This window comes from Mucilaginibacter sp. P4_E8, assembly GCF_056401495.1.
The window spans coordinates 59,914-84,564 of sequence record NZ_JBFUJG010000015.1 but is presented as its reverse complement, the minus strand read 5'-3'; the positions used below and the strand labels follow the sequence as shown (position 1 = coordinate 84,564).

20 protein-coding genes are annotated in these 24,651 nt (G+C 41.5%); 10 read left to right on the top strand and 10 right to left on the bottom strand.

Features of this window, described 5'->3' with window-relative positions; translation table 11 throughout:
- Window positions 1–48: 48 nt before the first annotated feature.
- From nusA to AC1DRQ_RS09285, 4 genes are all read right to left on the bottom strand, one after another.
- A complete protein-coding gene (gene nusA, locus AC1DRQ_RS09300; RefSeq protein WP_429399693.1) occupies window positions 49–1,284 on the bottom strand; it encodes a transcription termination factor NusA in 1,236 nt (411 codons plus the stop codon).
- A gap of 3 nt (window positions 1,285–1,287) precedes the next feature.
- Window positions 1,288–1,752 (bottom strand): ribosome assembly cofactor RimP, encoded by a 465-nt coding sequence (rimP, locus tag AC1DRQ_RS09295; protein WP_477423840.1) that lies wholly within the window; start codon window positions 1,750–1,752, stop codon window positions 1,288–1,290.
- Window positions 1,753–1,881: 129 nt separating this feature from the next.
- Window positions 1,882–2,367: a hypothetical protein gene (locus tag AC1DRQ_RS09290; protein WP_477423838.1), complete on the bottom strand. Its 486-nt coding sequence runs from the start codon at window positions 2,365–2,367 to the stop codon at window positions 1,882–1,884.
- Window positions 2,368–2,423: 56 nt separating this feature from the next.
- Window positions 2,424–4,790 carry a S9 family peptidase gene (locus tag AC1DRQ_RS09285; protein WP_477423836.1) on the bottom strand — a complete coding sequence of 789 codons (2,367 nt, stop codon included), beginning with the start codon at window positions 4,788–4,790 and terminating at the stop codon, window positions 2,424–2,426.
- A 90-nt stretch (window positions 4,791–4,880) separates the two neighbouring features.
- Here AC1DRQ_RS09285 and AC1DRQ_RS09280 point away from each other — a divergent pair, with 90 nt between their 5' ends.
- Window positions 4,881–5,399 (top strand): GNAT family N-acetyltransferase, encoded by a 519-nt coding sequence (locus AC1DRQ_RS09280; protein WP_477423834.1) that lies wholly within the window; start codon window positions 4,881–4,883, stop codon window positions 5,397–5,399.
- Window positions 5,400–6,167: 768 nt separating this feature from the next.
- Here AC1DRQ_RS09280 and AC1DRQ_RS09275 read toward each other — a convergent pair.
- Window positions 6,168–7,994, bottom strand: coding sequence for an FAD-dependent oxidoreductase (locus AC1DRQ_RS09275; protein ID WP_477423832.1), 1,827 nt, complete (start codon window positions 7,992–7,994; stop codon window positions 6,168–6,170).
- Between the two features lie 87 nt (window positions 7,995–8,081).
- Between AC1DRQ_RS09275 and AC1DRQ_RS09270 the strand changes: the two genes are divergently transcribed.
- Window positions 8,082–8,618 carry a YfiT family bacillithiol transferase gene (locus tag AC1DRQ_RS09270; protein ID WP_477423831.1) on the top strand — a complete coding sequence of 179 codons (537 nt, stop codon included), beginning with the start codon at window positions 8,082–8,084 and terminating at the stop codon, window positions 8,616–8,618.
- A gap of 127 nt (window positions 8,619–8,745) precedes the next feature.
- Here the strand turns inward: AC1DRQ_RS09270 and AC1DRQ_RS09265 are convergent, their stop codons facing one another.
- The 4 genes from AC1DRQ_RS09265 to AC1DRQ_RS09250 all read right to left on the bottom strand — a co-directional run bounded on the left by AC1DRQ_RS09265 (window position 8,746) and on the right by AC1DRQ_RS09250 (window position 14,595).
- A complete protein-coding gene (locus tag AC1DRQ_RS09265; RefSeq protein ID WP_477423829.1) occupies window positions 8,746–12,477 on the bottom strand; it encodes an ATP-binding protein in 3,732 nt (1,243 codons plus the stop codon).
- A 66-nt stretch (window positions 12,478–12,543) separates the two neighbouring features.
- The gene (gene fabD, locus AC1DRQ_RS09260; protein ID WP_477423827.1) at window positions 12,544–13,431 is read right to left on the bottom strand and encodes an ACP S-malonyltransferase; all 888 of its coding nucleotides are present in this window, start codon (window positions 13,429–13,431) and stop codon (window positions 12,544–12,546) included.
- A gap of 93 nt (window positions 13,432–13,524) precedes the next feature.
- Window positions 13,525–14,169 (bottom strand): GTP cyclohydrolase I FolE, encoded by a 645-nt coding sequence (gene folE, locus AC1DRQ_RS09255; protein WP_429399683.1) that lies wholly within the window; start codon window positions 14,167–14,169, stop codon window positions 13,525–13,527.
- 9 nt (window positions 14,170–14,178) lie between these two features.
- Entirely contained in the window at window positions 14,179–14,595 is a 417-nt protein-coding gene (locus AC1DRQ_RS09250; RefSeq protein ID WP_429399876.1) for a 6-pyruvoyl trahydropterin synthase family protein, read from the bottom strand.
- A gap of 228 nt (window positions 14,596–14,823) precedes the next feature.
- On the opposite strand from AC1DRQ_RS09250, the gene mqnB reads away from it, so the two are divergent.
- The 6 genes from mqnB to AC1DRQ_RS09220 all read left to right on the top strand — a co-directional run bounded on the left by mqnB (window position 14,824) and on the right by AC1DRQ_RS09220 (window position 19,102).
- Window positions 14,824–15,444, top strand: a complete 621-nt coding sequence (gene mqnB / locus AC1DRQ_RS09245; RefSeq protein ID WP_477423825.1) for a futalosine hydrolase — start codon at window positions 14,824–14,826, stop codon at window positions 15,442–15,444.
- 102 nt (window positions 15,445–15,546) lie between these two features.
- Window positions 15,547–16,407, top strand: a complete 861-nt coding sequence (locus AC1DRQ_RS09240; RefSeq protein WP_429399681.1) for a menaquinone biosynthesis family protein — start codon at window positions 15,547–15,549, stop codon at window positions 16,405–16,407.
- A 301-nt stretch (window positions 16,408–16,708) separates the two neighbouring features.
- A complete protein-coding gene (locus tag AC1DRQ_RS09235) occupies window positions 16,709–17,038 on the top strand; it encodes an ArsR/SmtB family transcription factor (protein ID WP_429399680.1) in 330 nt (109 codons plus the stop codon).
- Window positions 17,039–17,092: 54 nt separating this feature from the next.
- Window positions 17,093–17,500 (top strand): VOC family protein, encoded by a 408-nt coding sequence (locus tag AC1DRQ_RS09230; protein ID WP_477423822.1) that lies wholly within the window; start codon window positions 17,093–17,095, stop codon window positions 17,498–17,500.
- An 11-nt stretch (window positions 17,501–17,511) separates the two neighbouring features.
- Complete coding sequence (locus tag AC1DRQ_RS09225; protein ID WP_477423820.1) at window positions 17,512–18,006, top strand: SRPBCC family protein; 495 nt, start codon at window positions 17,512–17,514, stop codon at window positions 18,004–18,006.
- A gap of 196 nt (window positions 18,007–18,202) precedes the next feature.
- Window positions 18,203–19,102, top strand: coding sequence for an alpha/beta fold hydrolase (locus tag AC1DRQ_RS09220; protein WP_477423818.1), 900 nt, complete (start codon window positions 18,203–18,205; stop codon window positions 19,100–19,102).
- Window positions 19,103–19,286: 184 nt separating this feature from the next.
- On the opposite strand, the gene hflX is transcribed toward AC1DRQ_RS09220, so the two are convergent.
- Window positions 19,287–20,471: a GTPase HflX gene (gene hflX, locus AC1DRQ_RS09215; protein ID WP_429399676.1), complete on the bottom strand. Its 1,185-nt coding sequence runs from the start codon at window positions 20,469–20,471 to the stop codon at window positions 19,287–19,289.
- Between the two features lie 303 nt (window positions 20,472–20,774).
- Between hflX and AC1DRQ_RS09210 the strand changes: the two genes are divergently transcribed.
- Both AC1DRQ_RS09210 and AC1DRQ_RS09205 read left to right on the top strand, forming a co-directional pair.
- Entirely contained in the window at window positions 20,775–22,709 is a 1,935-nt protein-coding gene (locus tag AC1DRQ_RS09210) for a DUF3857 domain-containing protein (protein ID WP_477423817.1), read from the top strand.
- 7 nt (window positions 22,710–22,716) lie between these two features.
- Window positions 22,717–24,651, top strand: coding sequence for a DUF3857 domain-containing transglutaminase family protein (locus AC1DRQ_RS09205; RefSeq protein ID WP_477423815.1), 1,935 nt, complete (start codon window positions 22,717–22,719; stop codon window positions 24,649–24,651).

The window sequence follows — 24,651 nt, the reverse complement described above, 5'->3', positions numbered from 1 at the left end:
TCTCTGCTTATTATCGCAAAAATACGATTTTAATTTTGGTTATTATGCTTATTCAAACTCAGCATTCAATATTGATAACACTTCTTTTACAGTTTCTTCTTCCAAATCTGTACGTTTTACCAACTCTCCTACTGTTAAAGCAAGCACCGATTTTGCTGTATCTAAACCTATACGTTTAAATTCATCAATTATCCAGCTATCAATTTCATCTGAAAATTCTTCGATGTCCACATCTTCGTCATGCTCATCGGCTTCACGGTAAACATCAATTTCATAGCCGGTTAATTTACCTGCCAGTTTAATGTTATGTCCGCCACGACCGATAGCTAATGATACCTGATCAGGCTTTAAGTACACTGCCGCCGTCTTTTTATCATCATCTAATTTAATAGAAGTTATTTTGGCTGGTGATAATGCACGCTGAATATACAACTGAATATTGTTGGTGAAGTTGATCACGTCAATATTTTCGTTCTTAAGCTCGCGCACTATACCATGTATACGTGATCCTTTCATACCCACGCAGGCACCTACCGGGTCAATGCGGTCATCATATGATTCAACAGCCACTTTAGCTCTTTCGCCAGGCTCACGCACTATTTTTTTAATGGTGATCAGTCCGTCGAAAATTTCAGGCACTTCCAGTTCAAACAAACGTTGTAAAAACTCAGGAGCTGTACGCGATATAATGATCTTCGGGTTACTGTTCAGCATATCTACTTTATATACTACCGCTTTTACGCTGTCGCCTTTTTTAAAGTAATCAGCTGGTATCTGCTCGGTTTTTGGAAGCAACAATTCGTTGCCTTCATCATCAAGCACCAGGGTTTCTTTTTTCCAAACCTGGTAAACCTCGCCGGTAACAATTTCGCCAACACGGTCTTTATATTTTTTAAATATCTCGTCTTTTTCCAGTTCCAGAATTTTTGAAACCAGTGTTTGGCGGGCAGCTAAAATAGCACGGCGACCAAAGCTTTCCAGCGTGATCTGCTCAATGTAATCATCGCCAATTTCCAGATCGGCATCAAGCAATTTTGCTTCGGCCAGTTCAATTTCAAGGTCATCATCTTCACTAAAACCATCCTCCATAACCTTACGGGTACGCCAGATCTCCAAATCCCCGTTATCAGTATTTACAATTACGTCGCAATTCTCGTCAGTGCCATATTTTTTCCTGATCATACTTCTGAAAACGTCTTCCAGAACGCTCATCATGGTTGGGCGGTCAATGTTCTTGAAATCTTTAAATTCCTGAAAAGAATCAATTAAATTAATATTGCTCATTTTCTACTTGAATGTTATTAAAACTTTTGTTTCTGTTATTTGATCAATAGGGATAACGCTTTCAACAGTTTCAGCTTTTTTCCCTTTTTCTTTTATTTTTTCTTCAATGATAACGGCATCCTCTGTGATGGCCGTTAACTTACCTTCTCTTTTAGCTCCATCGGTCATTTTTATGGCCAGGTTGCGCCCTATATTCTTGGCATACTGCCTGGTTGACGAAAGCGGGTAATCAATTCCCGGTGATGATACTTCCAGATTATAAGGAGTATCTATTACATTTTCCTCTTCCAGATGAAAGCCTACATGCCTGCTCACCTGCACACAATCATCAATGCCCAGCCCGTTATCACCGTCAATCAGCACAATTAATTTTCCGTTCGAATGCATTTTAACATCCACTAAAAACAAGTTCGGCTTATCGGCTATCTTCTCTTCAACCAGCTCTTTTACCCTCTTTTCAATATTCATTACCCTTCGGTATTTTTGACAGATAATTTGATTGATAAAATAAAAGAGGGGACAAATCGCCCCCTCTTTTTTTAATTAGGTGCAAATATACATAATTATATTTGATTTTCAAGCAATTCACAGCAGTTTTTACTTAATTATCAAATCAGAATAGTGCAAACTACCCGGCCTGTTATGCCCCATGATAAAATCGCTTACTTTATTGCCGGCGTCAAATTTATAGTATCGTACAAAATAGGTTTGATGGGCCATAAAAGGCGTATCGGGTGTAAAAATAACGGCGTTATCCTTAATCTGGTATGTACCCGGCTGCACCGACTGATAGTTTTTCAGATCAGTATCTGCCGGCATGCGGTAAACCGGCAACAGGCTTTGCCAGTTACCTCCTGCCGAGTCGCGGTTGATCTCATGCATCACAGCATTATCTAACCCACTGATCCTTACAGCCTGTTTGTTATTTTCAAAGCCTACCTGCACAGTCTTGTCATTATTTTTATTGGCGGAGCAGCCGACACTGAAAAGAATCAAAACACCTATGAACAATATAAAAAAGGAGTCATGCTGAACTTGTTTCAGCACCTCACGCGCAAGATAAACTCCTTGCCTATCGCTCACTTTGCATGTGGGATCCCGAAATAAATTCGGGATGACTTCGGATTTTGAGTATTTCCTCATTTTTTCAGCGTTTGCTCAAATAGTTTAAATATACGTTTGTACTCATCCGTCCAGCTGCTGGGTTGTTCAAAGGCATGATCCTCTACCGGGTATGAGGCCAGCTCCCAGTTTTCCTTATGCAGTTCAATTAGTTTTTGTGTGAGCCGGATGATGTCCTGGTAATTTACGTTTTGATCAACCATGCCATGCAGCATCAGCAAATTTCCTTTTAAACCATTGGCAAAGTATATAGGCGAACTTTTACGGTAAGCGTTTTCATCAGTAAATGGCTCATTTAAAATGTTGGCTGTGTACTCGTGGTTATAATGCGCCCAGTCGGTTACTGAACGGATGGCTCCGCCTGCCGCGAAAACATCAGGCTCGGTAAACATAGCCATCAGGGTGATGAAGCCGCCATAAGAGCCACCGTATAAACCTACATGGTTGGGGTTAATACCAAATTTTTCAACCAGGTATTTCACACCATCAACCTGATCGGTAAGGTCTTTGCCGCCCATGTGGCGATATATGCCGGTACGCCAGTCGCGGCCATAGCCCGCGCTTGCTGTATAGTCAATATCGAGTACGGTATAACCATTGTCGGCCAGCATATTGTTAAACATAAACTCGCGGAAATAATAGCTCCAGGAATAGGTTACGTTTTGCAGGTAACCTGCGCCATGTACAAAAATAACAGCTGGTTTTGCCGGGTCAGGATGTTTAGGCAAATACTGGCGTGCGTAAACATCATTGCCATAACGGTTTTTAAACGTAATAATCTCCGGATCGCGCCATGGGTACGATTGAAACTCTGGTGTAATGGAATTGGTTACCTGCACAGCTTTTGCCCCTGGCTTATTTGGCTGCAAGTACAACTCCCAGGGTTTGTTGGAGTAAGAGTAACGGATAGCCAGCCATTTTTCGTCGGGCGATAGTGTTACATCATTACCACCCTTCATGCCGGTTATTTTAACCGGCTTGCCATCGCTTACCGGGATACTGTAAAAGTCGGTAACACCCGGATGCTCCATATTCGCGGTAAAATAAAATGTCTTTTTATCGGTAGACAAGTGCAGGGTTTGCACTTCCCATTTACCGCTGGTGAGCTGTTTTTTTGTACCGTTAGTTACATCAACCAAATAAATGTGCGAATAACCGCTGGCTTCGCTCTGAAAATAAAAGTGCGTATCGTCAGTAAACCCAATATTACCTGCCGGCGAGTCTTCAATACCTGGCCCACCTATCCAAGCTTCGTCACGCTGACGGTCAAGCAAGGTTAGCTTACCGGTTACCGGGTCAAGGCGCATGATCCACCGGTCCTTATTATCCTGTGCGTTTACTACCACCACCGCGTTTTTACCATCAGCACTCCAAAACGGACCTTCAATATTTACCTTCCTATCGGCATTAAGCTGTTTCCGTTCTGCCAGTTCATTTGGGTAATCCCTAACATAGTCGGGCAGGTCTTTTATCCCAGGGATATCTTTAGTGATAACCGGGTAAACCGATTGCCGCCGTGTATCAAAAATAAACGTTTCGGAAGTTGACGAGGGGCGACCAGCTTTGGAACGGTTGGGAATATCCTCCGTAAATCCCGACGCGGTTACGTAATTAGGAACTATGGCATTCTTAACACCATCGGCGGCTTTAATGAGTCGATAGGTAACATATTTGCTATCAGGGCTTATCCTCACCGAATTTATCCTGTTTTCGCCAATAACTATTTCTTTTATTTGTTGAGGTTCCAAAGCAGCATTCTTAGCCGAATCTTGCTTATCCTCTTTCGCTTCCTTCTTTATTACATCAAAAAGCTCCATCTGTTGCTTTTTAAGCCATAGCTGCTGGTCATTAAGGGTTTCGGGCCCTTTTTTATTTTTTGATGACCGAACAAAATTGGTTAGCTGTCTCAACTGTCCGCCGTTTAGCTTTAGTGCAAACAGGTTGTTGCCTTGTTTAAATATCACTTCACTTTCGTCGCCGCTAAAAACCGGGGTATTCTCCTCCTGTTCGGTATTGGTTAGCTGAATGATCTTGCTTGTTTTAATATTCTCCAGGAACAGATCGCCATTTTTTTCAAAAACCTTTTGGGTATAGTTTTTATTCCAGTTGCCCGCGAGGTTGGTTAAATTGCGTTGCTCGGCAATACTTAATTTTTGCGGCTTGATATTAGCCGGAGTAACAGCATACAGTTCGTCGGTTTCGGTTTTAGCAGGGTTCCATTTAAAATAGATCTTTTTACTATCATCGCTCCAGCGGATATCGGTGGGTGATACCCCGATCCATTTAGGGTCACGCATGATCTTTTCGATGGTAAGGGTATCCAGCTTTTGAGCAAATGCGCTTGTGGTATTTATGAGTAATAATAAAGTAAATAGTTTTTTCATGGATGTGTGAGCGGCAAAATGCCGTTAAAACACACGCAATTTAGCAGTTTTGGCAATCATTGCTATTTTTAGGCATTTTATTGTTACAAAATGGAATTAAGGGGCACAGGATTTACTTTAAGAGGATGGCTTGAGGGCGATGAACAATCATTACAAAAGCACGCGGATAACCCCAATGTATCTGCTTTTTTAATGGATCGGTTCCCTTATCCCTATACTATGCAGGATGCCTCCAACTGGATAACCTTTATGCAAAACCAGCAGCCGTTAACTAATTTTGCCATAGTTATTGATGGCCAGGTTTGCGGCGGAATTACTGTTGATTTAATGGATGACGTGAACCGCAAAACGGCCGAAATTGGTTATTGGCTTGCAGAACCTTACTGGGGCCGGGGCATAGCAACCGAAGCAGTTAAGATCATAACCGGATACACCTTTAAAAATTTAGATATCATACGCCTGCAAGCCGGCGTGTATCATAAAAACACAGCTTCCATGCGGGTGTTGGAAAAGGCCGGATACGTTAAGGAAGGTGTAATGCGTAACGCGGTTATTAAAAACGGCGTGGTGATGGATAAGCATATATACGCCATTTTGAAATCGGAATAGTTTATATGATGCATGGTTTATGAGTTGACTCACCCCGTCTACGCTTCGCTGGACGACCCTCTTCGCCTTCGCCGGAAAGAGGAATCTTTTTTCTTTGTCATTCAGAGCGCATGTTTATCCACGCCCCATCGGGGCATCGTGTTAATAGTAACTATTGAAGTAAATGTTAGCTCCATAGGAGCTTCCTAATAAGGTTATTGACACTTTGAGCAGGAAGCTCCTATGGAGCTAATGACCAGATATTGTCATGCTATTAACACGATACCCCGATGGGGTGTACAGTTGATAAAAACAAACAAGTCATGGGCCTATCAAAAGATCGCCCGTGTAGGCCTGCCCACAAGTCTTCGACAAGCTACTTATGACGTGTTTGTTTTTAGTTCCCCTCTTGAGGGTAATAGCCCATCATATGACAGAAGGGTAGCCCACTACGGGGCACACCAAATTTTTACAATTATTTTCTACAAATATGTAGTCCCTACGGGACATGAAATACAGCCACATTTGCAGCTTAAATTGTTGCTCTATGTCCCGTAGGGACTACATATTTGTAGAAATAGAACCAAAAGGTTTTTTGCCCCGTTAGGGGCTACACTTCTTGAATTAGTATAGATGCTGTCTTTTCATGGGCTATTACTCTCTTGAGAGGGAAACCGCACAACCCTCCGCTTCCTACGTCATTTAGCTTTTAGATATCGTCGGTTTTGATACCTCAGACTGACATCCCTTTTTGAGGTTGTGTTTCATAGCAACGTTCAGTACCCAACCTTAGTTCATCATTCTCCCCGTTGTGTCAACCGTGCGGGCAAAGGGATTTAAGAACTTATTGGCTAAAATGGCAAATTCGCGCCGGGTAATGGGGCGGTTCATATCAAAATCAGATGTGAATTTATATTGTGTTTTCCAGGCCTTTTGTATACTGATCTGCAGGGATTTTGGTTCAGTTAAAGTGATCTCGCTAATAAACGACAGCAAATTGCCCTGCGTAAATTTTTCGGCTGGCTTTTCTTTATTGAACCATAAAAAAGCACGGGAATATATCTCTTTAAAAAAAGGTTCAACCTCGGCAGTATTCACTACAGAATCGGGCATAAAGAGCAGTTTCGCGCTGTTGCCCTTTACTTGTTGAATCCCCTTTAGCAAACCCGTTGCACCCACTTGCTGCATCGACCTGAAATAAGGATCATTTTGTTTAATATCAGTAAAAGGTAATAACCAGGCTTTAAAATCAAGCAGCTCGCCCTGTATTAATCTTACGTTTAGTTTTTTGGTGGTGGTTTTAAAGAACGCGCAAAAAGCGGCTGTTGCACCGGCGCCCTGCCCTATGCTCATTTGCACTGATGGGTACATGCTACTGGCATTTACCAGATGCGATACCGACATTGCTTTTTCAGTAACCAGTAAATTATCCAGATCTTTTAAAACAATAGCACCCAATGGGATGCTGTAAGCTATAAATGGCGGATAATTGGTTTTAGGAGCAGTCCCCTCGCCATAATGCTGACCGGGTGAGGCATCGCCAACGGCAATGGAAGTACGGTATAGTTTAGATTCGCGATCATAAGGTTTGTACACATCATTAAGTGTCATGCGCACCAAACCTTTAGTGCGCTCAGCCTCGCGGATATAAGGGATAAAAGGCAGGTGATCAGGAGTTGGAAACTCATCATCAATGCCTATATTTTTAAAGCCCTGTTCTGTTTGTAAATAGTATATAAGCCCCAACGTATGCAGGCGGGCTTTGGCATAAAATGCATCGCGGTTAGCCGGCTTCAAATCATTGGCCGTGGTGGGGTATTGGTTACCGCAGCCCGCCCATTTTATCATATACTTATCATTGGGTAGCCTGCCATCGTTTAGCATTTTACCAATGTCTTTCCCTTTTAAACAGGCGTAATTACCGGCATCGTAGCCTGTGGGTTTAGCAATGGTTTTATCGGCGCCCCGGCCAAAATCTTTTAAAATGGCTATCCAGGTAATATCCTGTATGCGTGGCAAAGCGGTTTGTGGCGCTAAGTCCTCACCGGTATCCTGCACGCTGTCAAAACCCGAAACAAATGCTTCACCGGCCATTGCAGCCACATCGCCGGTTTCGGTGGCATCAACCACCACTTTTGCTTTTACCGTGGTTGTTTTATTGTTTATGGTGATGCTTACCTGCCAGCCTGTGCCATCTTTTTCAATGGCTGTAAATGGGGTATTTAATTTTACGGTGAGGTTTTTTACTGTATCGGTTATTTTTTTGAGGATGGCTGCACCGGTATACGGCTCAAAGCGCAGGGTGGCATTGTAGGTGGTATCATACCCTAACCTGTTTTTATAAAAATCCCTTACATGTTTACGAAACTCGCCCCAAATACCCGATGGCAGATCACGGTTCCCCTCAACTACACACATGCCGGCGGCGGTCATGCTGCCACCCAACCATGGTCCCGGCTCAACCAATAAGGTTTTTAATTTGCTGCGTGCACCCTGTATGGCCGCTGCTGTACCGCTTGCCCCGCCACCTATAACCAGGATGTCGGTTTTGATGGTTTGGGCGTATGTAAATGAACTATTTAAAAGGAACAGTATTAAAAATATCTTTTTAACCATTGGTTTAAGTAATAGGTACTGAACGCTAAATTAGAGCAAAAGCTTGTGGTAGTTTAAAATAATACCTAAATTAATTTTTTTTAGCCCATGACAGACGAACAAATGAAATTCCCGATAGGGAAATTTGCGCCCCCGGCATCATATACCAACGAAGATATACGCCAGTGGATAGATGATTTAAACACCTTACCCGGTAAATTAAGACATGCTATTGCTGGTTTAAATTATCAGGAACTGGATACACAATATCGTCCCGGCGGCTGGACCCTCAGACAGGTGATACATCACCTGGCCGATAGTCATATGAACACCTTAACCCGCTTCAAACTGGCATTAACCGAAAACAACCCGGTTATAAAACCATATCAGGAGGCCGACTGGGCCCTGCTGCCCGACTATCGCTTACCAGTTGAACCGTCATTAAAAATGCTGGAAGGCATACACCAGCACCTTGTTGCCTTACTTGAAAGTTTTACAGAAAATGAATGGGCCCGCTCCTTTATTCATCCGGAATCAGGTGATCAGATTTCTCTTATACGCGGACTTGCCCTGTACGCATGGCACAGCAATCATCACCTGGCACATGTTACAGAAACAGTTAAGAAATTCCAGATGAAAGCTTAAAGCAGAAGGCTTAAAGCTAAAAGCGCAAGGCAGAAAGCTCTTTAAAATCTTATTTGCTTTATGCTTCCTGCCCTATTTGACGAGGGCCATTTTTTTGCTTTGGGCTTTTAGCTTTAAGCCTTCAGCTTTAGACCGCTGCCGGAAAGCTCAGATAAAAGGCGGTTCCGCTGCCCATGGTTGTTTCGAACCAGATTTTACCGTTTGCGTTTTCAATGGAGTTCTTAACAAATGCCAACCCCAAACCTGTTCCTGAGCTTTTGGTGGTAAAGTTGGGTTCAAATATTTTTTCGCGCATGTTTTCGGGGATACCATTACCATTATCCTTTATGGTAAGCAACACATTTTTACTGGTTATCAGGTAATTGATCTCAATTTCACCCTTCCTGCCGGGCGGGGTTGCTTCAATGGCGTTCTTTAATAAGTTATTAAAACAGCGCAACAGTTGGTCACGGTCGGCACTGATAATAAACGGTGTTTCAGGGGATTGATAAGTTATATAGATATTATCCATTTGCTTAAAAATGGTGACCGCCTGACCCAGCATTTCAAAAATATTGATCTGCTCGATACGGGTATCGGGCATTTTGGCGAAGGCCGAAAACTCTGACGCAATAGACGACAAGCTCTCAATCTGTTCTACAAATGACCGGCTAAAACGCTCAAACTTTTGATCAAACTTAGGGTCCTTATCTTTCCATGATTTATCAAGCAGCTGCAAGCCAAGCTTTAGTGGTGTTAAAGGATTTTTAATTTCATGGGCTACCTGCTTGGCCATTTCGCGCCAGGCGCTTTCACGCTCTGACTGGGCCAGCCTATGCGCACTATTCTCCAGCGCCGATATCATTTTATTATACTCTTTTATAAGTGCCCCTATCTCATCATTACGGGCCCACTTAATATGCTCGTTCTTTTTACCGTATATGGTTTTACTTAAACTTTCCTGTATAAAATTCAGGGGAGCAGTAATTTGCCGGGCTATAATAACAGCAAACAAGCCAATGGCAATAAACACTATAGCGTATACATTGATCATTACATTTAGCAATGAACTGATGCGCTCCCGGTAATCGGCCTCGTTAGAAAAATAAGGCAGCTGAATGTAGGCTATGATTTTGTTTGAGCTAATGATGGGGGCATAAGCCGCTTTATAACTTAACTCACCAATTTTTTCTTCATTTACAAACTCCGATTTTTTCAGTCTGCTTAAATAAATAAAAGCTTTGGCATTCATTCTTTTAGCCGACAAACCGTGTTCGTAAATTTTGGGCTGCGTGGTTACCAGGGGTACACCATTGGTATCAAACAAGATCAGGTCGGTTGAGTAATTATTGGCCAGTTCGTTAAAGCTTACCTGGCTTTCCTCGTTAACATTGTATATGTATTTGTTAAAAATACCGCTTTCAAATGCCGTAACAATACGGGTTATTTTATCGCGGATCATTTTGTCCTGCTGGGTATGGTACTGGGTACTTATGGATACAAAGGTGATAAAGCCTACCATAACAAGCGTTATCATTACTGCAAATATCATAGAGAACTGTATGCGGGTTCTGTACAAGATCCGGTCAAAATTTATTTTGAAGTGCCACCTCAATCCATTGTCATTAATACTCAATATCCTGACATGCATCCATAACCACCTGATAGTTACAACAATGGCGCTAAAAATCAGCAGCACCACAAAAAAGAAGGTGAGCGAGGTTACCCCGTTATATAACGAATTTTGCTCTTTGCTCACTACTATTAAATTACGGTTGCTGGGCTTGTATATAAGATGGTTATATGATGTAAAACTATCGTACCACTCTCCGGTATTGTTCCTGGTAGTTTTAACCTGGTATTTTCTAATATCGCCTGTGAACTCTGTATTGTCAAGTGAATAAACATAATTGCCCTTTTGACTCAGCAATTTATTATCAATATAAAACGCGTAAGAATAGTCTTTGAACTCATCTTCAGGTTTTATATGTCCGTCAACCAGTAATTCGGGAAATGAGCCAGAAGGTTGCAATGGTTTTGATTTTAATTCAATTACCAAAGTACCCAATTGTTTACCCCCATAATTAACAGGCAGTATGGCAAAGTAATTTTGAAATCCGAAAGATTCGTTTTCGCGGTAAAAATAATCTGATACCTTGAATGAACTGTACAACACCAGGTCCTTAAATACATTTAACGAATAATTATCGCTTGTTAATGGTTGGTCCTGGTCATTATACTCATGTACTTTAAATTCATATTTTGACAAATAGCCATCAAAATAAAGTTTCTGAAAACGGGTTTTCAGAAAATCACTATTATGTACGGAGTCCTGTTTAAAATACCCGATTATGGCTGAGTCGGTAATGATCTGGCCTTCTATTCGCTTAAAAATATAATCAGCAGTCGCATCGTCCGGAACTTCCAGCTTTTGAACCAGGGCTTCACGTGTTTGTCTTTCTTTTACACTCTCAAACTGGTTAAGCTTTATAGCCGATATAAGCGAACATATTAATATAATGCCTAAAAAAGTTACTGCATTAAGCCGCCTCTTGTGGTATAAAAAACCATAGGCCCTTATAATGACCAGCATTGACCATAAAATGTAAAACGACGTATATTCCTTAAACCAGGCAAAAGCCACAGTTGTTAAAATAACACCGAGCACTAACAGGAATAATTGATGTGAGCGCGGTATGGTAAGCTTTAAGCAAATGAAAAGTGCAATCTCATTAATAAGATAAAATATCAGGAAACTAAAACACAGCATTAATACACCAAGCACGCTAAAGCCCGACAAGCTAAGCACATTATTTACATTAAAACTTATTTTTGAGTTGATGACCAGGCCATAAAATAAATTTAAAAGCAAGGTAGACGTTACAATAAGTACCAATATACATGCTACTACAATAACATAACTTGCACCTTTACGTGGTACACCGGTAAATAAACGGTTACGCTGCAAATACAGAAAGGCAACAAACCAAAATATGCATAGCATATTGATACAAAAATCGCCCAGGGAAGGATATACAACACTGGAGGCATAGTAAGCCGGGTTAAAAACAGCCACCGTATACGCAAAATCGGGCATGTTGTAATGCAGGTTAATATACCTGAAGGTCACTATAAACAACGCCAAAAAAATTACCGCCAACAGGGCATAATCCTTTGATGCCACATAACAACAAATGTTATGCATTAAAATGCACAACGTTATAACAGTTAGTATCCAAAATGCCAGTTCATAGTAAACAAAGGCATCATTTACACTGTTTGCTTTTAGTTTTATCGAAAATAAATAATCATTATTGCTGCTGTGTACCTCATATATATTCTGATCAGAAAAATCGGCAATATCAATATTGTTATCCTTAACCAGATCTTTGTCAAATGTGTTTTGGAGATACTGGTTTTCAAACGCGTAAGTAACTTTTATAGGGATAAAAAAAATGACAGAAAAGTCGCCCTTGGTTTTCCTTATCGTTTCATAATAACCATTGGGCTGTTTAATAAATGAATAACCCTCTTTTATGCCGGCAAAATTATCAGGAATAACTTTTATACCGCTCCAAAACTTTAAGTGATTATCATGCAGCGTAATAAACCAAATATGGTTAAGGTTGGTAAACTCATTAATACAGTTAAGTGCATCCTGCTCATTATTGGGCAGGTTCTTTAATTGTCTGAATTTTAACTTATCGTTTATCTGTGCATTTATATAAGCTTCTTTTTTGTGCAGATTTTTTTCAAGTGTAAGGCCGGTTTGCACCAGGTTATTTACCGGTGTATATGTTTTTTGAACAATGATAGCCGTTATTAATAAACAAATGCCTATCAAGCTCAGCAACAAGCGTATTTTTCCGGAGGTAGTCAAATTGCCTTATACTTATAAATAATTTACAAATAACGATAAAAGGCACCTTGCAGTGCCTGTAATTAACTATTGTTGTAAAGCCGCGCTACTGGTAGGCACTGCCATATCAACCTTTTTTACCAGGCCCTGCAATACTTTACCAGGGCCTACTTCGGTAAATGAAGTGGCGCCGTCTTCCAGCATGTGCTTTACGGTTTGTGTCCATCGTACCGGGCCGGTGAGCTGGGCTATTAAATTATGTTTGATCTGGGCCGGGTCGGTATACGGTTTAGCATCAATATTTTGATATATAGGGCAAACCGGCTGGTTAATTGCTGTGGCTACAATAGCCGCTTCCAGTTCAACCCTTGCCGACTCCATAAGCGGGGAATGGAACGCGCCGCCAACTTTAAGCTTTAAAGCTCTTTTAGCACCGGCGGCAAGTAGTTTTTCGCAGGCTTCATCAACCCCGGCAATGCTACCTGAAATTACCAGCTGCCCGGGGCAGTTATAATTCGCGGTTACCACCACATTGGTTGCCTGCCGGCAAATATCTTCAACAGTAAAATCATCCAGACCCAAAATTGCAGCCATGGTTGATGGCTGCAGCTCGCAGGCTTTTTGCATGGCATTGGCACGTGCTGCCACTAAACGCAAACCATCCTCAAATGATAATGCACCAGCTGCTACTAATGCCGAAAATTCGCCTAATGAATGACCTGCAGCCATTTCGGGCTTAAAATCATCGCCCAAAACCGCGGCTAAAATAACCGAGTGTAAAAATATGGCTGGCTGTGTAACATTGGTTTGAACAAGATCTTCGGGGGTGCCATCAAACATGACATCGGTAATACGAAAACCTAAAATATCATTGGCTTTTTCAAATAGTTCGCGGGCTTTGTCTGATTGTTCATACAGATCTTTACCCATACCTGGAAACTGGGCTCCCTGCCCAGGAAAAATATATGCTTTCATAGCCCCCTAACCCCCTAAAGGGGGAATTTGTTGTTAATTGTTTATAATTTAGTTTATTATCCCTTACGCTCCCCCTTCATGGGGCCTGGAGGCTTAGCCTAATTTTGCCGATATCAAATTTAAAAATTCCGTACGGGTTTTTTCCTTTAAAAACTCGCCGGTAAATGCCGACGTGGTAGTTACTGAATTTTGCTTTTGTACACCGCGCATGCTCATGCACAAATGGCGGCACTCAATAACCACACCTACTCCAATGGGGTTTAGTGTATCCTGTATACAATCACGGATCTCATTGGTGAGGCGTTCCTGTACCTGCAGGCGACGGGCGAAAACATCAACTATACGTGGTATTTTGCTTAGACCAACTACATAGCCGTTGGGGATATAGGCAATATGCGCTTTACCAAAAAACGGTAGCATGTGGTGCTCGCACATAGAGTACACTTCAATATCCTTAACTATCACCATCTGGCTGTACTCCTCTTTAAACATAGCCGAGTTCATGATCTCTTTGGCATCAAGATCATAGCCGTGGGTAAGATATAGCATGGCCTTGGCCATACGTTCGGGGGTTTTTAATAAGCCCTCGCGGTTGGGGTTTTCACCAATTTGTTTTAAAACGCCATGATAGTGGTTTGACAGGTTATCGATCAGTTCGGGATTGTACCTGTCAACCTTGGTGTAACCATACATATCATCGTCATCGTCGTCGCGGGCTGGAATGTGGTCGTTGTTCATTTTATAAAATTATCCGCCGAAGTATTCCGCGGAATTGTTTTCAGTTTCATACAGTTTAACCGAGTGTAAAAAAACACCCTCATACGCTTCAATGGGCGCTTTAAGCTGGTTAAATATCTCAATACACAACAGTTCTGTCGATGCCATTTTGCCTTCCATAAAATCAACATCCTTATTGATGTTCTTATGGTCAAGCTTTTCAATAACGTAATCGTTAATGATGATCTTAAGCTCTTTCAGATCAATCAAATAGCCTGTCGCGTGCGTAACTTCGCCTTTAACGGTTACAAACAGGTTGTAGTTATGCCCATGCCAGTTAGGGTTGGCGCATTTGCCAAATACCTCATTGTTTTTTTCAGCGCTCCATTCCTCACGGTACATCCGGTGAGCGGCATTAAAATGTTCTTTGCGCGTTATATGTATCATCATAATAATCGTGGGTGCAAATATACAAAACAAAAATAGGTGAGTTGTTTTATCTTAGCAGTCAAAAAAAAGCAATACTTGGCCTCACCCTGCCCTCTCCAAAGGAGAGGGTTCAAAATTGCGAAGTTAAAGTCCTCTTATTTGGAGAGGATTATTCGCTATTTATATTTATTAGTGCTCATGAAGGCTTCGCTATTTAAGTGAGGCTAAGTATCAAAAAAAAGCAATATGCATATATTAATAGTTGCGGCCACCGCTTTTGAAGTTGAACCTTTAGCCAATAGTTTTGGCAACCAGCTTGATATATTGATAACCGGTGCAGGTATGGTACCTACCGCCTTTGCCCTGGGGCGGCAGTTTAACATGCATAAATACCACCTGGTGATTAACCTGGGCATAGCCGGCAGTTTCGACAGGGAAATTACCCCGGGCTACGTAGTTGAAATAACCGAAGATACTTTTGCTGAAACGGGGGCCGAAGATGACCAGGAATTTATACCTATTACCACGCTTGGCTTTGGCGAAAACACCTTTAAACCCACAACTACGCTTGAGAATATTTGCAATAGCCTTTACCTGACAAAAGCAAAGGCCATTACCGTAAATACCGTGCACGGCAATGAGGAATCCATTAAAAAAGTACAGGGACGCTTAAACCCGCAAATAGAAACCATGGAAGGCGCCGCCTTTTTTTATGCCTGTCGCCAATTTAATGTGCCATGCGTCCAGATCAGGGCAGTGTCAAATTATGTAGAAAAACGTAACCGCGACAATTGGGATATACAGCTGGCCATCAAAAATCTGAATAACTTTGCCATTGAACTGGTTAGCCGGATCATTAATAATTAATTGAGGTTCGTGTTGTGGGGATCGGGGTTCGTGTTGACCGGGAGTATAACATGACAAACAAACCACGCTCCCCGCAACACGAACCCCGCAACACATACACTTATGAAACTAACACTCGGGTTTTCGCCCTGCCCTAATGATACTTTTATTTTCGACGCGCTGATACATCATAAAATTGATACCGAAGGCCTGGAGTTTGAGGTTTTTTATGATGATGTGGAAACCCTTAATCAAAAAGCGTTTCGCGGCGAGCTGGATGTTACCAAACTAAGTTACCATGCCTTTGCCTACGTGGCCCATAAATATGTACTGCTTGACGCGGGCAGCGCCCTGGGCTTTGGTGTGGGTCCGATGCTGATCTGTAAAGACAACCCCGAAAAACTACTTACGCAACTCGAAACCGGCAACCCGCAACCGCTAATCGGGATTCCCGGTAAATATACAACCGCTAATTTTTTATTAGGCAACGCTTTCCCTAATGCTACCAATAAGGTGGAGCTTGTTTTTTCGGATATTGAAGATGCTGTGCTGGAGGGTCGCGTTGATATTGGTCTGATCATCCACGAAAACCGTTTCACCTACCAGGACAAAGGTCTTAAAAAGATCCTTGACCTGGGCGATTACTGGGAAAAACAAACCGGCTGCGCTATTCCACTGGGCGGTATTGTGGTCAATCGCAGCCTGCCTGTTGATGTTCAGCATAAATTAAACCGGGTGTTACGCAAATCTGTTGAGTTTGCTTTTGCCAACCCTAAATCCGGCCTGGGGTTCATCCGCTCACACGCTCAGGAAATGAGCGAAGAAGTGATGTATAAACATATTGAGTTGTATGTAAACAAATACTCTGTTGATTTGGGCGATGAAGGCCGCAAAGCCATTAAGCTGCTTTTTGATACCGCGTTGGCCAATCAAACCATTCCGGCTATAAAAGAAGAGCTGTTTTTAACTTCCCTTGCCCACTAAAGAAGCTTAATAATGTATTAAAGCCGTTCGTGATCGCATGATGATACCCCAACGCGTCATTGCGAGGTACGAAGCAATCTCTATGCTATACAGGGCACATTGAAAAGTATATAATTTATCTGCCTATGTAGAGATTGCTTCGTACCTCGCAACGACGCATTTTTTTTATCCCCTCCCTCTCCGTGCAAACAACGCCTTTTAATCTTTCTCTAATCAAATAGCATTCAAAATTTTTTTTTCAATTAAATTTGTGTAAGCGAATGCTTACATATATATTTGAGTAAGCAAACACTTACACATCATGACCAGCACCAGAAGAGACGCATTCCAGGCCATAGCCGACCCAACACGCAGGCAGATCATTAACCTGATCGCTCATCAGCCTTTAAACCTGAATGCCATTGCCGAAAATTTTGATGTAAGCCGGCCGGCTATATCCCAGCATATTAAAATTTTGATTGAATGTGGTCTTATCAACATCAAAAAAAATGGCCGGGAACGGTACTGCGAGGCCAAATTGCAACCACTGAATGAAGTGGCCCAATGGCTTGAACAATACAGAAAAGGCTGGGAAGAAAGATTTGACAAAATGGATGATCTGTTAGAACAATTAAAAAATAAAAACAAATAACAAAAAGCGATAAAACACTGAATAAGAATAGCGCAACAATTAATACATAAAACAATGACAAAACAATTTTGGCTTAATTTACCGGTGAAGAATATTAATCGGTCAAAGGATTTTTTTACCAATCTGGGGTTTTCATTTAAGGAAGACCCGGGCAATACCGATACTTCGGCTGCACTATCTGTTGGTGGTATAGTGGTCATGCTTTTTGAGGAAGATTTTTTTAAAACCTGCACCGGCAACGAGCTTACTGATACTAAACAGGGTACAGAAGTTTTAATGTCTGTTGATGCGGAAAGCCGGGAGGAAGTGGACGAACTGGCCAGGAAAGCTGCAGCTGCTGGTGGAATAGTTTTCGGGCAACCGGGCGAGCATCAGGGCTGGATGTATAGCTGCGGCTTTACAGATCCTGACGGCCATCGCTGGAATGTATTACATATGGATATGAGTAAAATGAAACATTAAACAATATAGCCATGTCATTAAAAAATAAAACTACCATCGCCGCCCAACCGGGCAGGCAGGAAATATTTATCACCCGCGAATTTGAAGCCCCGCGCGAACTTGTTTTTAAGGCTTTTACAGACCCTGAACTGGTAATACAATGGCTGGGGCCACACGAGCTTAAAATGCGGATTGAAAAATTTGACGCCAGACCGGGCGGCTCATACCGCTATATTCATACCGACCCTGCTGGAAACGACTATGGCTTTCATGGCGTTTGCCATGAGTGTACAGCCCCGGAGCGAATTATCCAAACATTTGAGTTTGAAGGTTTGCCGGAAAAAGGACACGTAGTATTAGAAACCGCACGATTTGAGCCTTTGCCAAGCGACCGGACAAGAGTAACTATACAATCTGTTTTTCAATCGGTTGCAGACCGCGATGGCATGCTGCAGTCTGGCATGGAAAGAGGAGTTAATGATTCGCACGAACGCCTGGAAGAGTTGCTTGCAAATATTACAGTGTGATCAAAGTTTTGCCCTGTCATCCTGAACGGAGTGAAGGATCTACTCGCCGGTATATCTATCGAAAACAGATTTTTCGCTTCGCTCAGCATGCCGGGCTTAGCAGAATAACAATTTGTTAAATAAAGTTAAATACGCATTGACGATCAGCTTATTAGCAAAAACTATGGTATGTTGCGGTAGTTAATCAGCACTTATCATGAAAATATTATTGTATCTGTTAACGGGTATAGTTTTATCAGGAGTCATAGTTTCCTGCAACAACACATCTCAAAGTTCAGCAACAAATACCGGTGCCAAAATCGCGGTGCATAATGATGGTGTCAATATAGCTTATACCGACACCGGCAGAAATGATACTACCCTCCTGTTTGTACATGGCTGGTGCATTAACAAATCATACTGGGCCAGCCAGGCTGCTTATTTTGGTAAAAGATACCGGGTTGTGGCTATTGACCTGCCCGGCTTTGGTCAATCGGGTAAAAATCGCAGTCAATGGAACACCCGGGCATTTAGCAGGGACGTTGATTCGGTGATCAAGCAATTAAAGCTGAAGAAAGTGATCCTGGTTGGCCACTCCATGTCGGGCGATGTGGTATTGCAAGCTGCTGTTGATAATCCTAAACAGGTGATTGGCCTGGTAGTAGTTGATATTTTTAAAAATGTTGGGAAAGATGAGGTACAAACCGAGCAGGCAAAAAAAGAATATGCAGCCGCGATAGATTCATTAAAACATCACTTCAAAAAAATAGCTTTTGATTATTTTAATCAAGCTCTTTTTTATTCTACAACTACCGCGGCTGTTAAAAAAAGAGTGCTTAATGATGTGACCCATGTTGATACCGTTATTGCTGCAGCCTGTATGGAACCTAATGATGATTTTAACGAGGTGACAAAATTAAAGGCAGCAAAAACTAAATTATACCTCATCAACAGCGATGTGGAACCTACTGATACTACCCATTTAGCAGCAAATAAAATCCCATACAAATTATTGTACATTCATGCCACCGGGCATTTCCCGATGATTGAAAAGCCACAACAATTTAATATGCTTTTAGATAACGTAATTGCAGACATCAAAACCCTGAAAAAATAAAAGAGATGCATTATATGCATCTCTTTTATTTTACTTCTTACCACTGTCATCCTGAACTTGTTTCAGGATCCCACCACACAATTAATCAGTATGTATGATCTTGCTTGTGAGATGCCGAAACAAGTTCGGCATGACAATAAAGTATCATTTGCTAATCAAACTCCCCTTTAGGGGGCTGGGGGGCTCAATACAATAACTGATCATACGGATACCTTTCTGTATGGATAGCCTTTACTTCCTCATACAGCAGATCCCTAAATTCGTCAACATTTTCTCTTTTTGTGGCCGAAATAAATATAGCCGGACTATTGTTCTTAGCCATCCAGCTATGTTTAAAATCTTCTAAAGTAAGCGGTTCGGCTTGCTGCTCAAGCTGGTGCTGTTCGGGTTTAAAAGCATCTATCTTATTAAATACGGTGATCATCTTTTTATCAATGGCGCCAATATCTTTCAGGGTTTCATTAACGGTACGTATCTGATCTTCAAAATTAGGGTGCGAAATATCAACCACGTGTACCAGTATATCAGCCTCACGTACCTCGTCCAGGGTCGATTTAAAACACTCCACCAAATGATGGGGCAGTTTGCGGATAAACCCAACCGTGTCTGACAACAGGAAAGGCACATTCTCAATCACTACCTTGCGCACCGTGGTATCCAGGGTGGCAAAAAGTTTATTTTCGGCAAACACATCAGATTTTGATATCATGTTCATAATGGTCGATTTACCTACGTTGGTATAACCTACCAAAGCGGCACGCACCATCTGGGTCCTGTTTTTGCGCTGTGTTTCATTCTGTTTATCAATCAGCTTTAGTCTTTCTTTAAGCAGCGCTATTTTATTCAGGATCAAACGCCTGTCTGTCTCAATTTGCGATTCACCCGGACCACGCATACCAATACCACCCTTCTGGCGCTCTAAGTGGGTCCATAAACGGGTAAGGCGGGGTAACAAGTATTGCAGCTGCGCCAGCTCAACCTGGGTTTTAGCCTGCGCGGTTTGTGCCCGGTTGGCAAAAATATCCAGTATCAGGTTATTGCGGTCCAATATTTTTACTTGTAGCTCCCGCTCAATATTACGCAGTTGTGATGGCGACAGTTCGTCGTCAAAAACCACCATGTCAATCTCTTCTTCAATTACAAAAGCTTTAATATCTTCCAGTTTACCCGAGCCCACAAAAGTAGCCCTGTCTGGCCGTTGCAGTTTTTGGGTAAAGCTTTTAACGGTTTCGCCACCGGCAGTAGCCACCAAAAACTCCAGCTCCTCTAAATATTCCTTCTCCTGCTCTTCGGTTTCGTGCGGTGTCATTACACCAACCAAAACAGCTTTTTCCTGCTTCACAGCAGTATCATAAAATTTTTGTTTCATTAACTATTCTTTATCAATCAAAGTGCCAGTTTAATAAATGGCATATAATTACGCGCCGGCTTTAATTTCGGTGCCAAAGTTACAACACATAAGCAATATATAAATTAATATCCTTATTTACGTGGCGGGGTATAAATGATCACAAGCCATTGTAAAAAGCAAAACTGAAAAAAGAAGCAAACATCGCTTATAAAAAGCCAGCGCTTTTGCCGCAAAACCGACATATACAATTATTAAATAAAATTGTTTTTTTTATTTTCATATTTGTATGTTAATTTAAACTAATTCATAAAACCTTATCACATGAATAAAATTTTTACTCTACTTTTTGTGGGGTCATTGGCGTTTACCGCCAAAGCGCAAACACCTGCCGCTGCACCCACCGCGCAAGCCTTTGGAAAAATTGATAACGCCGATCTGGAATTAAAAGCCTGCGATTTTGAAAAGGACGCCAATGCCGAGATCCTTTTTGACAAGGGTAATGTTTACTTTGATCAAAACTACAACATTGTAACAGACCGGCATAAACGCATTAAAATTTTTAATGATAATGGCAAATCTGAGGCCAATATCCGCATTGTGTATTATAGTGCCAACCGGTCCGAATACATAAGCGGTTTGCAGGCACAAACCATTAACTTAAACAACGGGGTTGTTGAAATTGTTAAAGTTGATAAAAAGCAAATATTTACCGAAGTGGTTGATAAATACTATTCGGCCATGGTTTTTTCGTTCCCTAACGTAAAACCAGGTTCGGTAATTGAGTTCAAATACCACCTTACGGCCGCATCCATAGCCGATTTTCCTGATTGGTATTTTCAAAGCCATCTGCCAACCCGTTACAGCGAGTTGGGCACTAACATTCCGGATATATTGTATTATAAAAGACTGGTGAACATACATTACCCTTATGTGATTGATAAAACCAACTCATCAAATACACATACACAGGCCCTGGCCAATATCCCATCACTGCGCGATGAGCCATTTATGGGCGCCCGCGATGATAATTCCGAGCGTATACTTTTTCAGTTGTTAAGTGTAAGGCCTACAAATGGGTTTGCGCAAACGTTTTCGGATTCGTGGACAAAAGTTGGCGAAAACTGGGCCGACGATGAGGATTTTGGCGGCCAGTTAAACCGGAAGCTTAACGGTGAAGAAGCCATCATCAATAAAGCCAAAACCTTAAAAACCGATGATGATAAAATAGCTTATATTTTTAATGAGGTTAAAACTTCCCTGAAATGGAATGATGTATATGCCCGTTACGCTAATGATGGCACGGTAAAAGCCTGGGAAAAAAAGGTTGGCAATTCCGCCGAAATAAACCTGATACTTGCACACCTGTTAAAAAAGGCCGGCATAAAAGCATACCCTATGYTGGTAAGCACCCGTAAACACGGCCGCATTAATCCCGCCTATCCAAGCTCTTACCAGTTTAACAGCGCGGTAGCTTATATCCCGGTTGACAGTAATAAATATTATGTACTTGATGCCACCAGCAAATACAACATCTATAACCAGGTACCCAATAACTTTTTAAACTCCTTTGGTTTCTATATTAATAAGGACGATAAAGTTTATGACCTTGCCTTTTTACAAGATAAGGAGCCCGTAAGGCAAATAGTTTTAATAAATGCAGAAATAAAACCCGAAGGCAAAATGACGGGCTCGGCCGAAATTAACAGCTTTGCTTACAACCGCATAAACTGTGTTAAGAAATATAAAACCGATGGCGAAAAAAAATATCTCGACTTTTTGCGCGATGATAATAACAACATGAAAATAGCCTCGGTTACGTTTGAGAACATGGATGTTGATACCCTGCCCTTAAGGCAAAAAATGGACTTTAACCTTGACCTTACAGGGGCCGATGATAACTATATTTACTTTAACTCCAACTTATTCACTGATCTTAAAACCAACCCGTTTTTAAACGAGAACCGGGTTACCGATATTGATTTTGGCTATCGCGATAATTACAGCATAACCGGCATTTTTAAACTCCCGGCCGGGTATAAGGTTGATGCTATGCCCAAAAGCATCAGCATGATGATACCCGATAAAAGCATTATTTTCAAGCGTATAGTGGCCGAGCAGGATGGCTCTGTCATGATCAGGCTGAGCATTGATTTTAAGCAGTCCCTGTATTTTAAAGAGAACTATGCCGAGTTTCATGAATTTTGTAAAAAGATGTATGACATGCTTAACGAGCAGGTTGTACTTAAAAAATCCTGACAAACCCATGTTTACTAAAAACTATAACAGGCTGCTATTTACAGTAGCAGCCTTATGTACACTATGCAGCCAGAGCTACAGCCAGGATAAAAGTATCCCGAAGGACCTGTATATAGCATCAACTATTCCCGATTCTTTGAAACAGGATGCAAATGCCGTAGTACGGTATTCATCAACCGAGATAACGGTAAAAGCTCCGGGTAAAATGATCAGAAAGTATCATAGCATTGTTACAGTCTTAAATGAAAAAGGCAATAATGAGGCAGAATTGTATTTAGGTTACGATAAAAAATTCAACAGCATAAACAGCATTGAAATGTTGATTTATAATGCGGCTGGTTTAATGATTAAAAAATATCATAAAAGCGACTTTTATGACCGTTCGGCCTCTGATGATGTTACGCTTACAGATTATCGATCATTAGGGCTTGAGCATACAATCGCCGGCTATCCGTCAACCATTGAAATAAATTTTGAACAAAGTGTAAATAGTTATCTTGACCTGGGCGAATGGCACATTCAAAGTGCCGAGCGGTCTGTTCAAAATGCAGAATATAAAGTTTTGGTTAACCCGGTAGTTGGTTTCAGGTACATGAATAAAAACACCAAAATAAAACCGGAAAAAGGAACCGAGGGCGAATATGAAAAATATACCTGGCATGTTAATAACCTAAAAGCTATTAAACCCGAAGATGATGCCTTATCATGGAAGGTTTTCCCTAAGATCATGTTTGCCACAAATGCATTTCAATACAATGGCTTACCCGGCGATATAAGTACCTGGCAAGGTTACGGTAAATGGCAGCAAGCTTTAAACGCTGATGTGTGCACGCTTAGTCCGGAAAGAGTTGAAGAGATAAAAAAAATGACTGCCGATATTAAGACTGATAAAGAGAAAGCCAGATTTTTATATGAGTACATGCAAAAAAATGTAAGGTATGTGAGTATCCAGTTGGGCATCGGTGGCTTAAAGCCTTTCCCGGCCACATTTGTTGATCAGAAAAAATATGGCGATTGTAAAGCCCTTTCCAATTATATGTATGCTTTGTTAAAAGCGGTCAATATACCATCCTACTATGCTGTAATAAACGCGGGTACTAACCAGGAACCGGCCGACCCAGCCTTTCCAAGCGACCCGTTTAACCATGTAATACTATGCGTACCCTTTAAAAGTGATACCACTTGGCTTGAGTGTACCGATAATAATCAGCCTTTTGGAAAATTGGGCACATTTACGGAAAACCGTAACGCGTTAATAGTTACAGAAGATGGCGGAAAACTGGTAAGTACCCCTAAAAGTACCGATACAGATAACCAGTTTAACAGCGAAGTTCATCTGATACTGGATGCCGATGGTGGCGCAAAAGCACATTTAAAAATATTAAGCACCGGCGATTACCGGGATACTTATATTGGCATCGCTTCGCTAAAAATCGATGAACAAAAGCAGCGCATAATAAGAATGCTGAGCATGAAACAGCCTTCTGTCTTTGATTTTAAACCATCAACAGATAAAGATGGTGTAAAGGAAGTAGATATTGATTTGGAGTATGATAAGTTTTGCGACATCGCATCGGGCGATAAGCAATTTTACAAACCACGGGTATTTGATATATGGCAATACACCGCTCCGGCATTGGATAAACGAAAAACCGATTTTTATTTTGACAATCCTATGCTAAAAACCTGTGTTACCACTATCGATTTGCCCGCCGGTTTTGAAGTGGAAACTTTACCGGTTAACCAAAGCCTAAAATTTAGCTATGGCACCTTTGAGGTAAACTACAAGTATGATGCCGCTAAGAATCAGGTAATAAGCACCTCAAAATTCAACCTAAAAAACTTTGCCATACCCGCAGCCAAATACACCGAAATGCAGGTATATATGGATGCTGTTGCCAAAGCGCAAAATAAAAAACTGGTGATACGCCGCAAAGCGTAA

Excerpts from the sequence above, each read along its gene's own strand:
- AC1DRQ_RS09250 (WP_429399876.1), bottom strand. The coding sequence starts at position 14,595 with ATGATACATATAACGCGCAAAGAACATTTTAATGCCGCTCACCGGATG.
- folE (WP_429399683.1), bottom strand. The coding sequence starts at position 14,169 with ATGAACAACGACCACATTCCAGCCCGCGACGACGATGACGATGATATG.
- AC1DRQ_RS09230 (WP_477423822.1), top strand. The coding sequence starts at position 17,093 with ATGACAAAACAATTTTGGCTTAATTTACCGGTGAAGAATATTAATCGG.
- mqnB (WP_477423825.1), top strand. The coding sequence starts at position 14,824 with ATGCATATATTAATAGTTGCGGCCACCGCTTTTGAAGTTGAACCTTTA.
- AC1DRQ_RS09280 (WP_477423834.1), top strand. The coding sequence starts at position 4,881 with ATGGAATTAAGGGGCACAGGATTTACTTTAAGAGGATGGCTTGAGGGC.
- rimP (WP_477423840.1), bottom strand. The coding sequence starts at position 1,752 with ATGAATATTGAAAAGAGGGTAAAAGAGCTGGTTGAAGAGAAGATAGCC.
- nusA (WP_429399693.1), bottom strand. The coding sequence starts at position 1,284 with ATGAGCAATATTAATTTAATTGATTCTTTTCAGGAATTTAAAGATTTC.
- AC1DRQ_RS09225 (WP_477423820.1), top strand. The coding sequence starts at position 17,512 with ATGTCATTAAAAAATAAAACTACCATCGCCGCCCAACCGGGCAGGCAG.
- AC1DRQ_RS09220 (WP_477423818.1), top strand. The coding sequence starts at position 18,203 with ATGAAAATATTATTGTATCTGTTAACGGGTATAGTTTTATCAGGAGTC.
- hflX (WP_429399676.1), bottom strand. The coding sequence starts at position 20,471 with ATGAAACAAAAATTTTATGATACTGCTGTGAAGCAGGAAAAAGCTGTT.
- AC1DRQ_RS09205 (WP_477423815.1), top strand. The coding sequence starts at position 22,717 with ATGTTTACTAAAAACTATAACAGGCTGCTATTTACAGTAGCAGCCTTA.
- AC1DRQ_RS09270 (WP_477423831.1), top strand. The coding sequence starts at position 8,082 with ATGACAGACGAACAAATGAAATTCCCGATAGGGAAATTTGCGCCCCCG.
- AC1DRQ_RS09285 (WP_477423836.1), bottom strand. The coding sequence starts at position 4,790 with ATGAAAAAACTATTTACTTTATTATTACTCATAAATACCACAAGCGCA.
- AC1DRQ_RS09240 (WP_429399681.1), top strand. The coding sequence starts at position 15,547 with ATGAAACTAACACTCGGGTTTTCGCCCTGCCCTAATGATACTTTTATT.
- AC1DRQ_RS09235 (WP_429399680.1), top strand. The coding sequence starts at position 16,709 with ATGACCAGCACCAGAAGAGACGCATTCCAGGCCATAGCCGACCCAACA.
- fabD (WP_477423827.1), bottom strand. The coding sequence starts at position 13,431 with ATGAAAGCATATATTTTTCCTGGGCAGGGAGCCCAGTTTCCAGGTATG.
- AC1DRQ_RS09275 (WP_477423832.1), bottom strand. The coding sequence starts at position 7,994 with ATGGTTAAAAAGATATTTTTAATACTGTTCCTTTTAAATAGTTCATTT.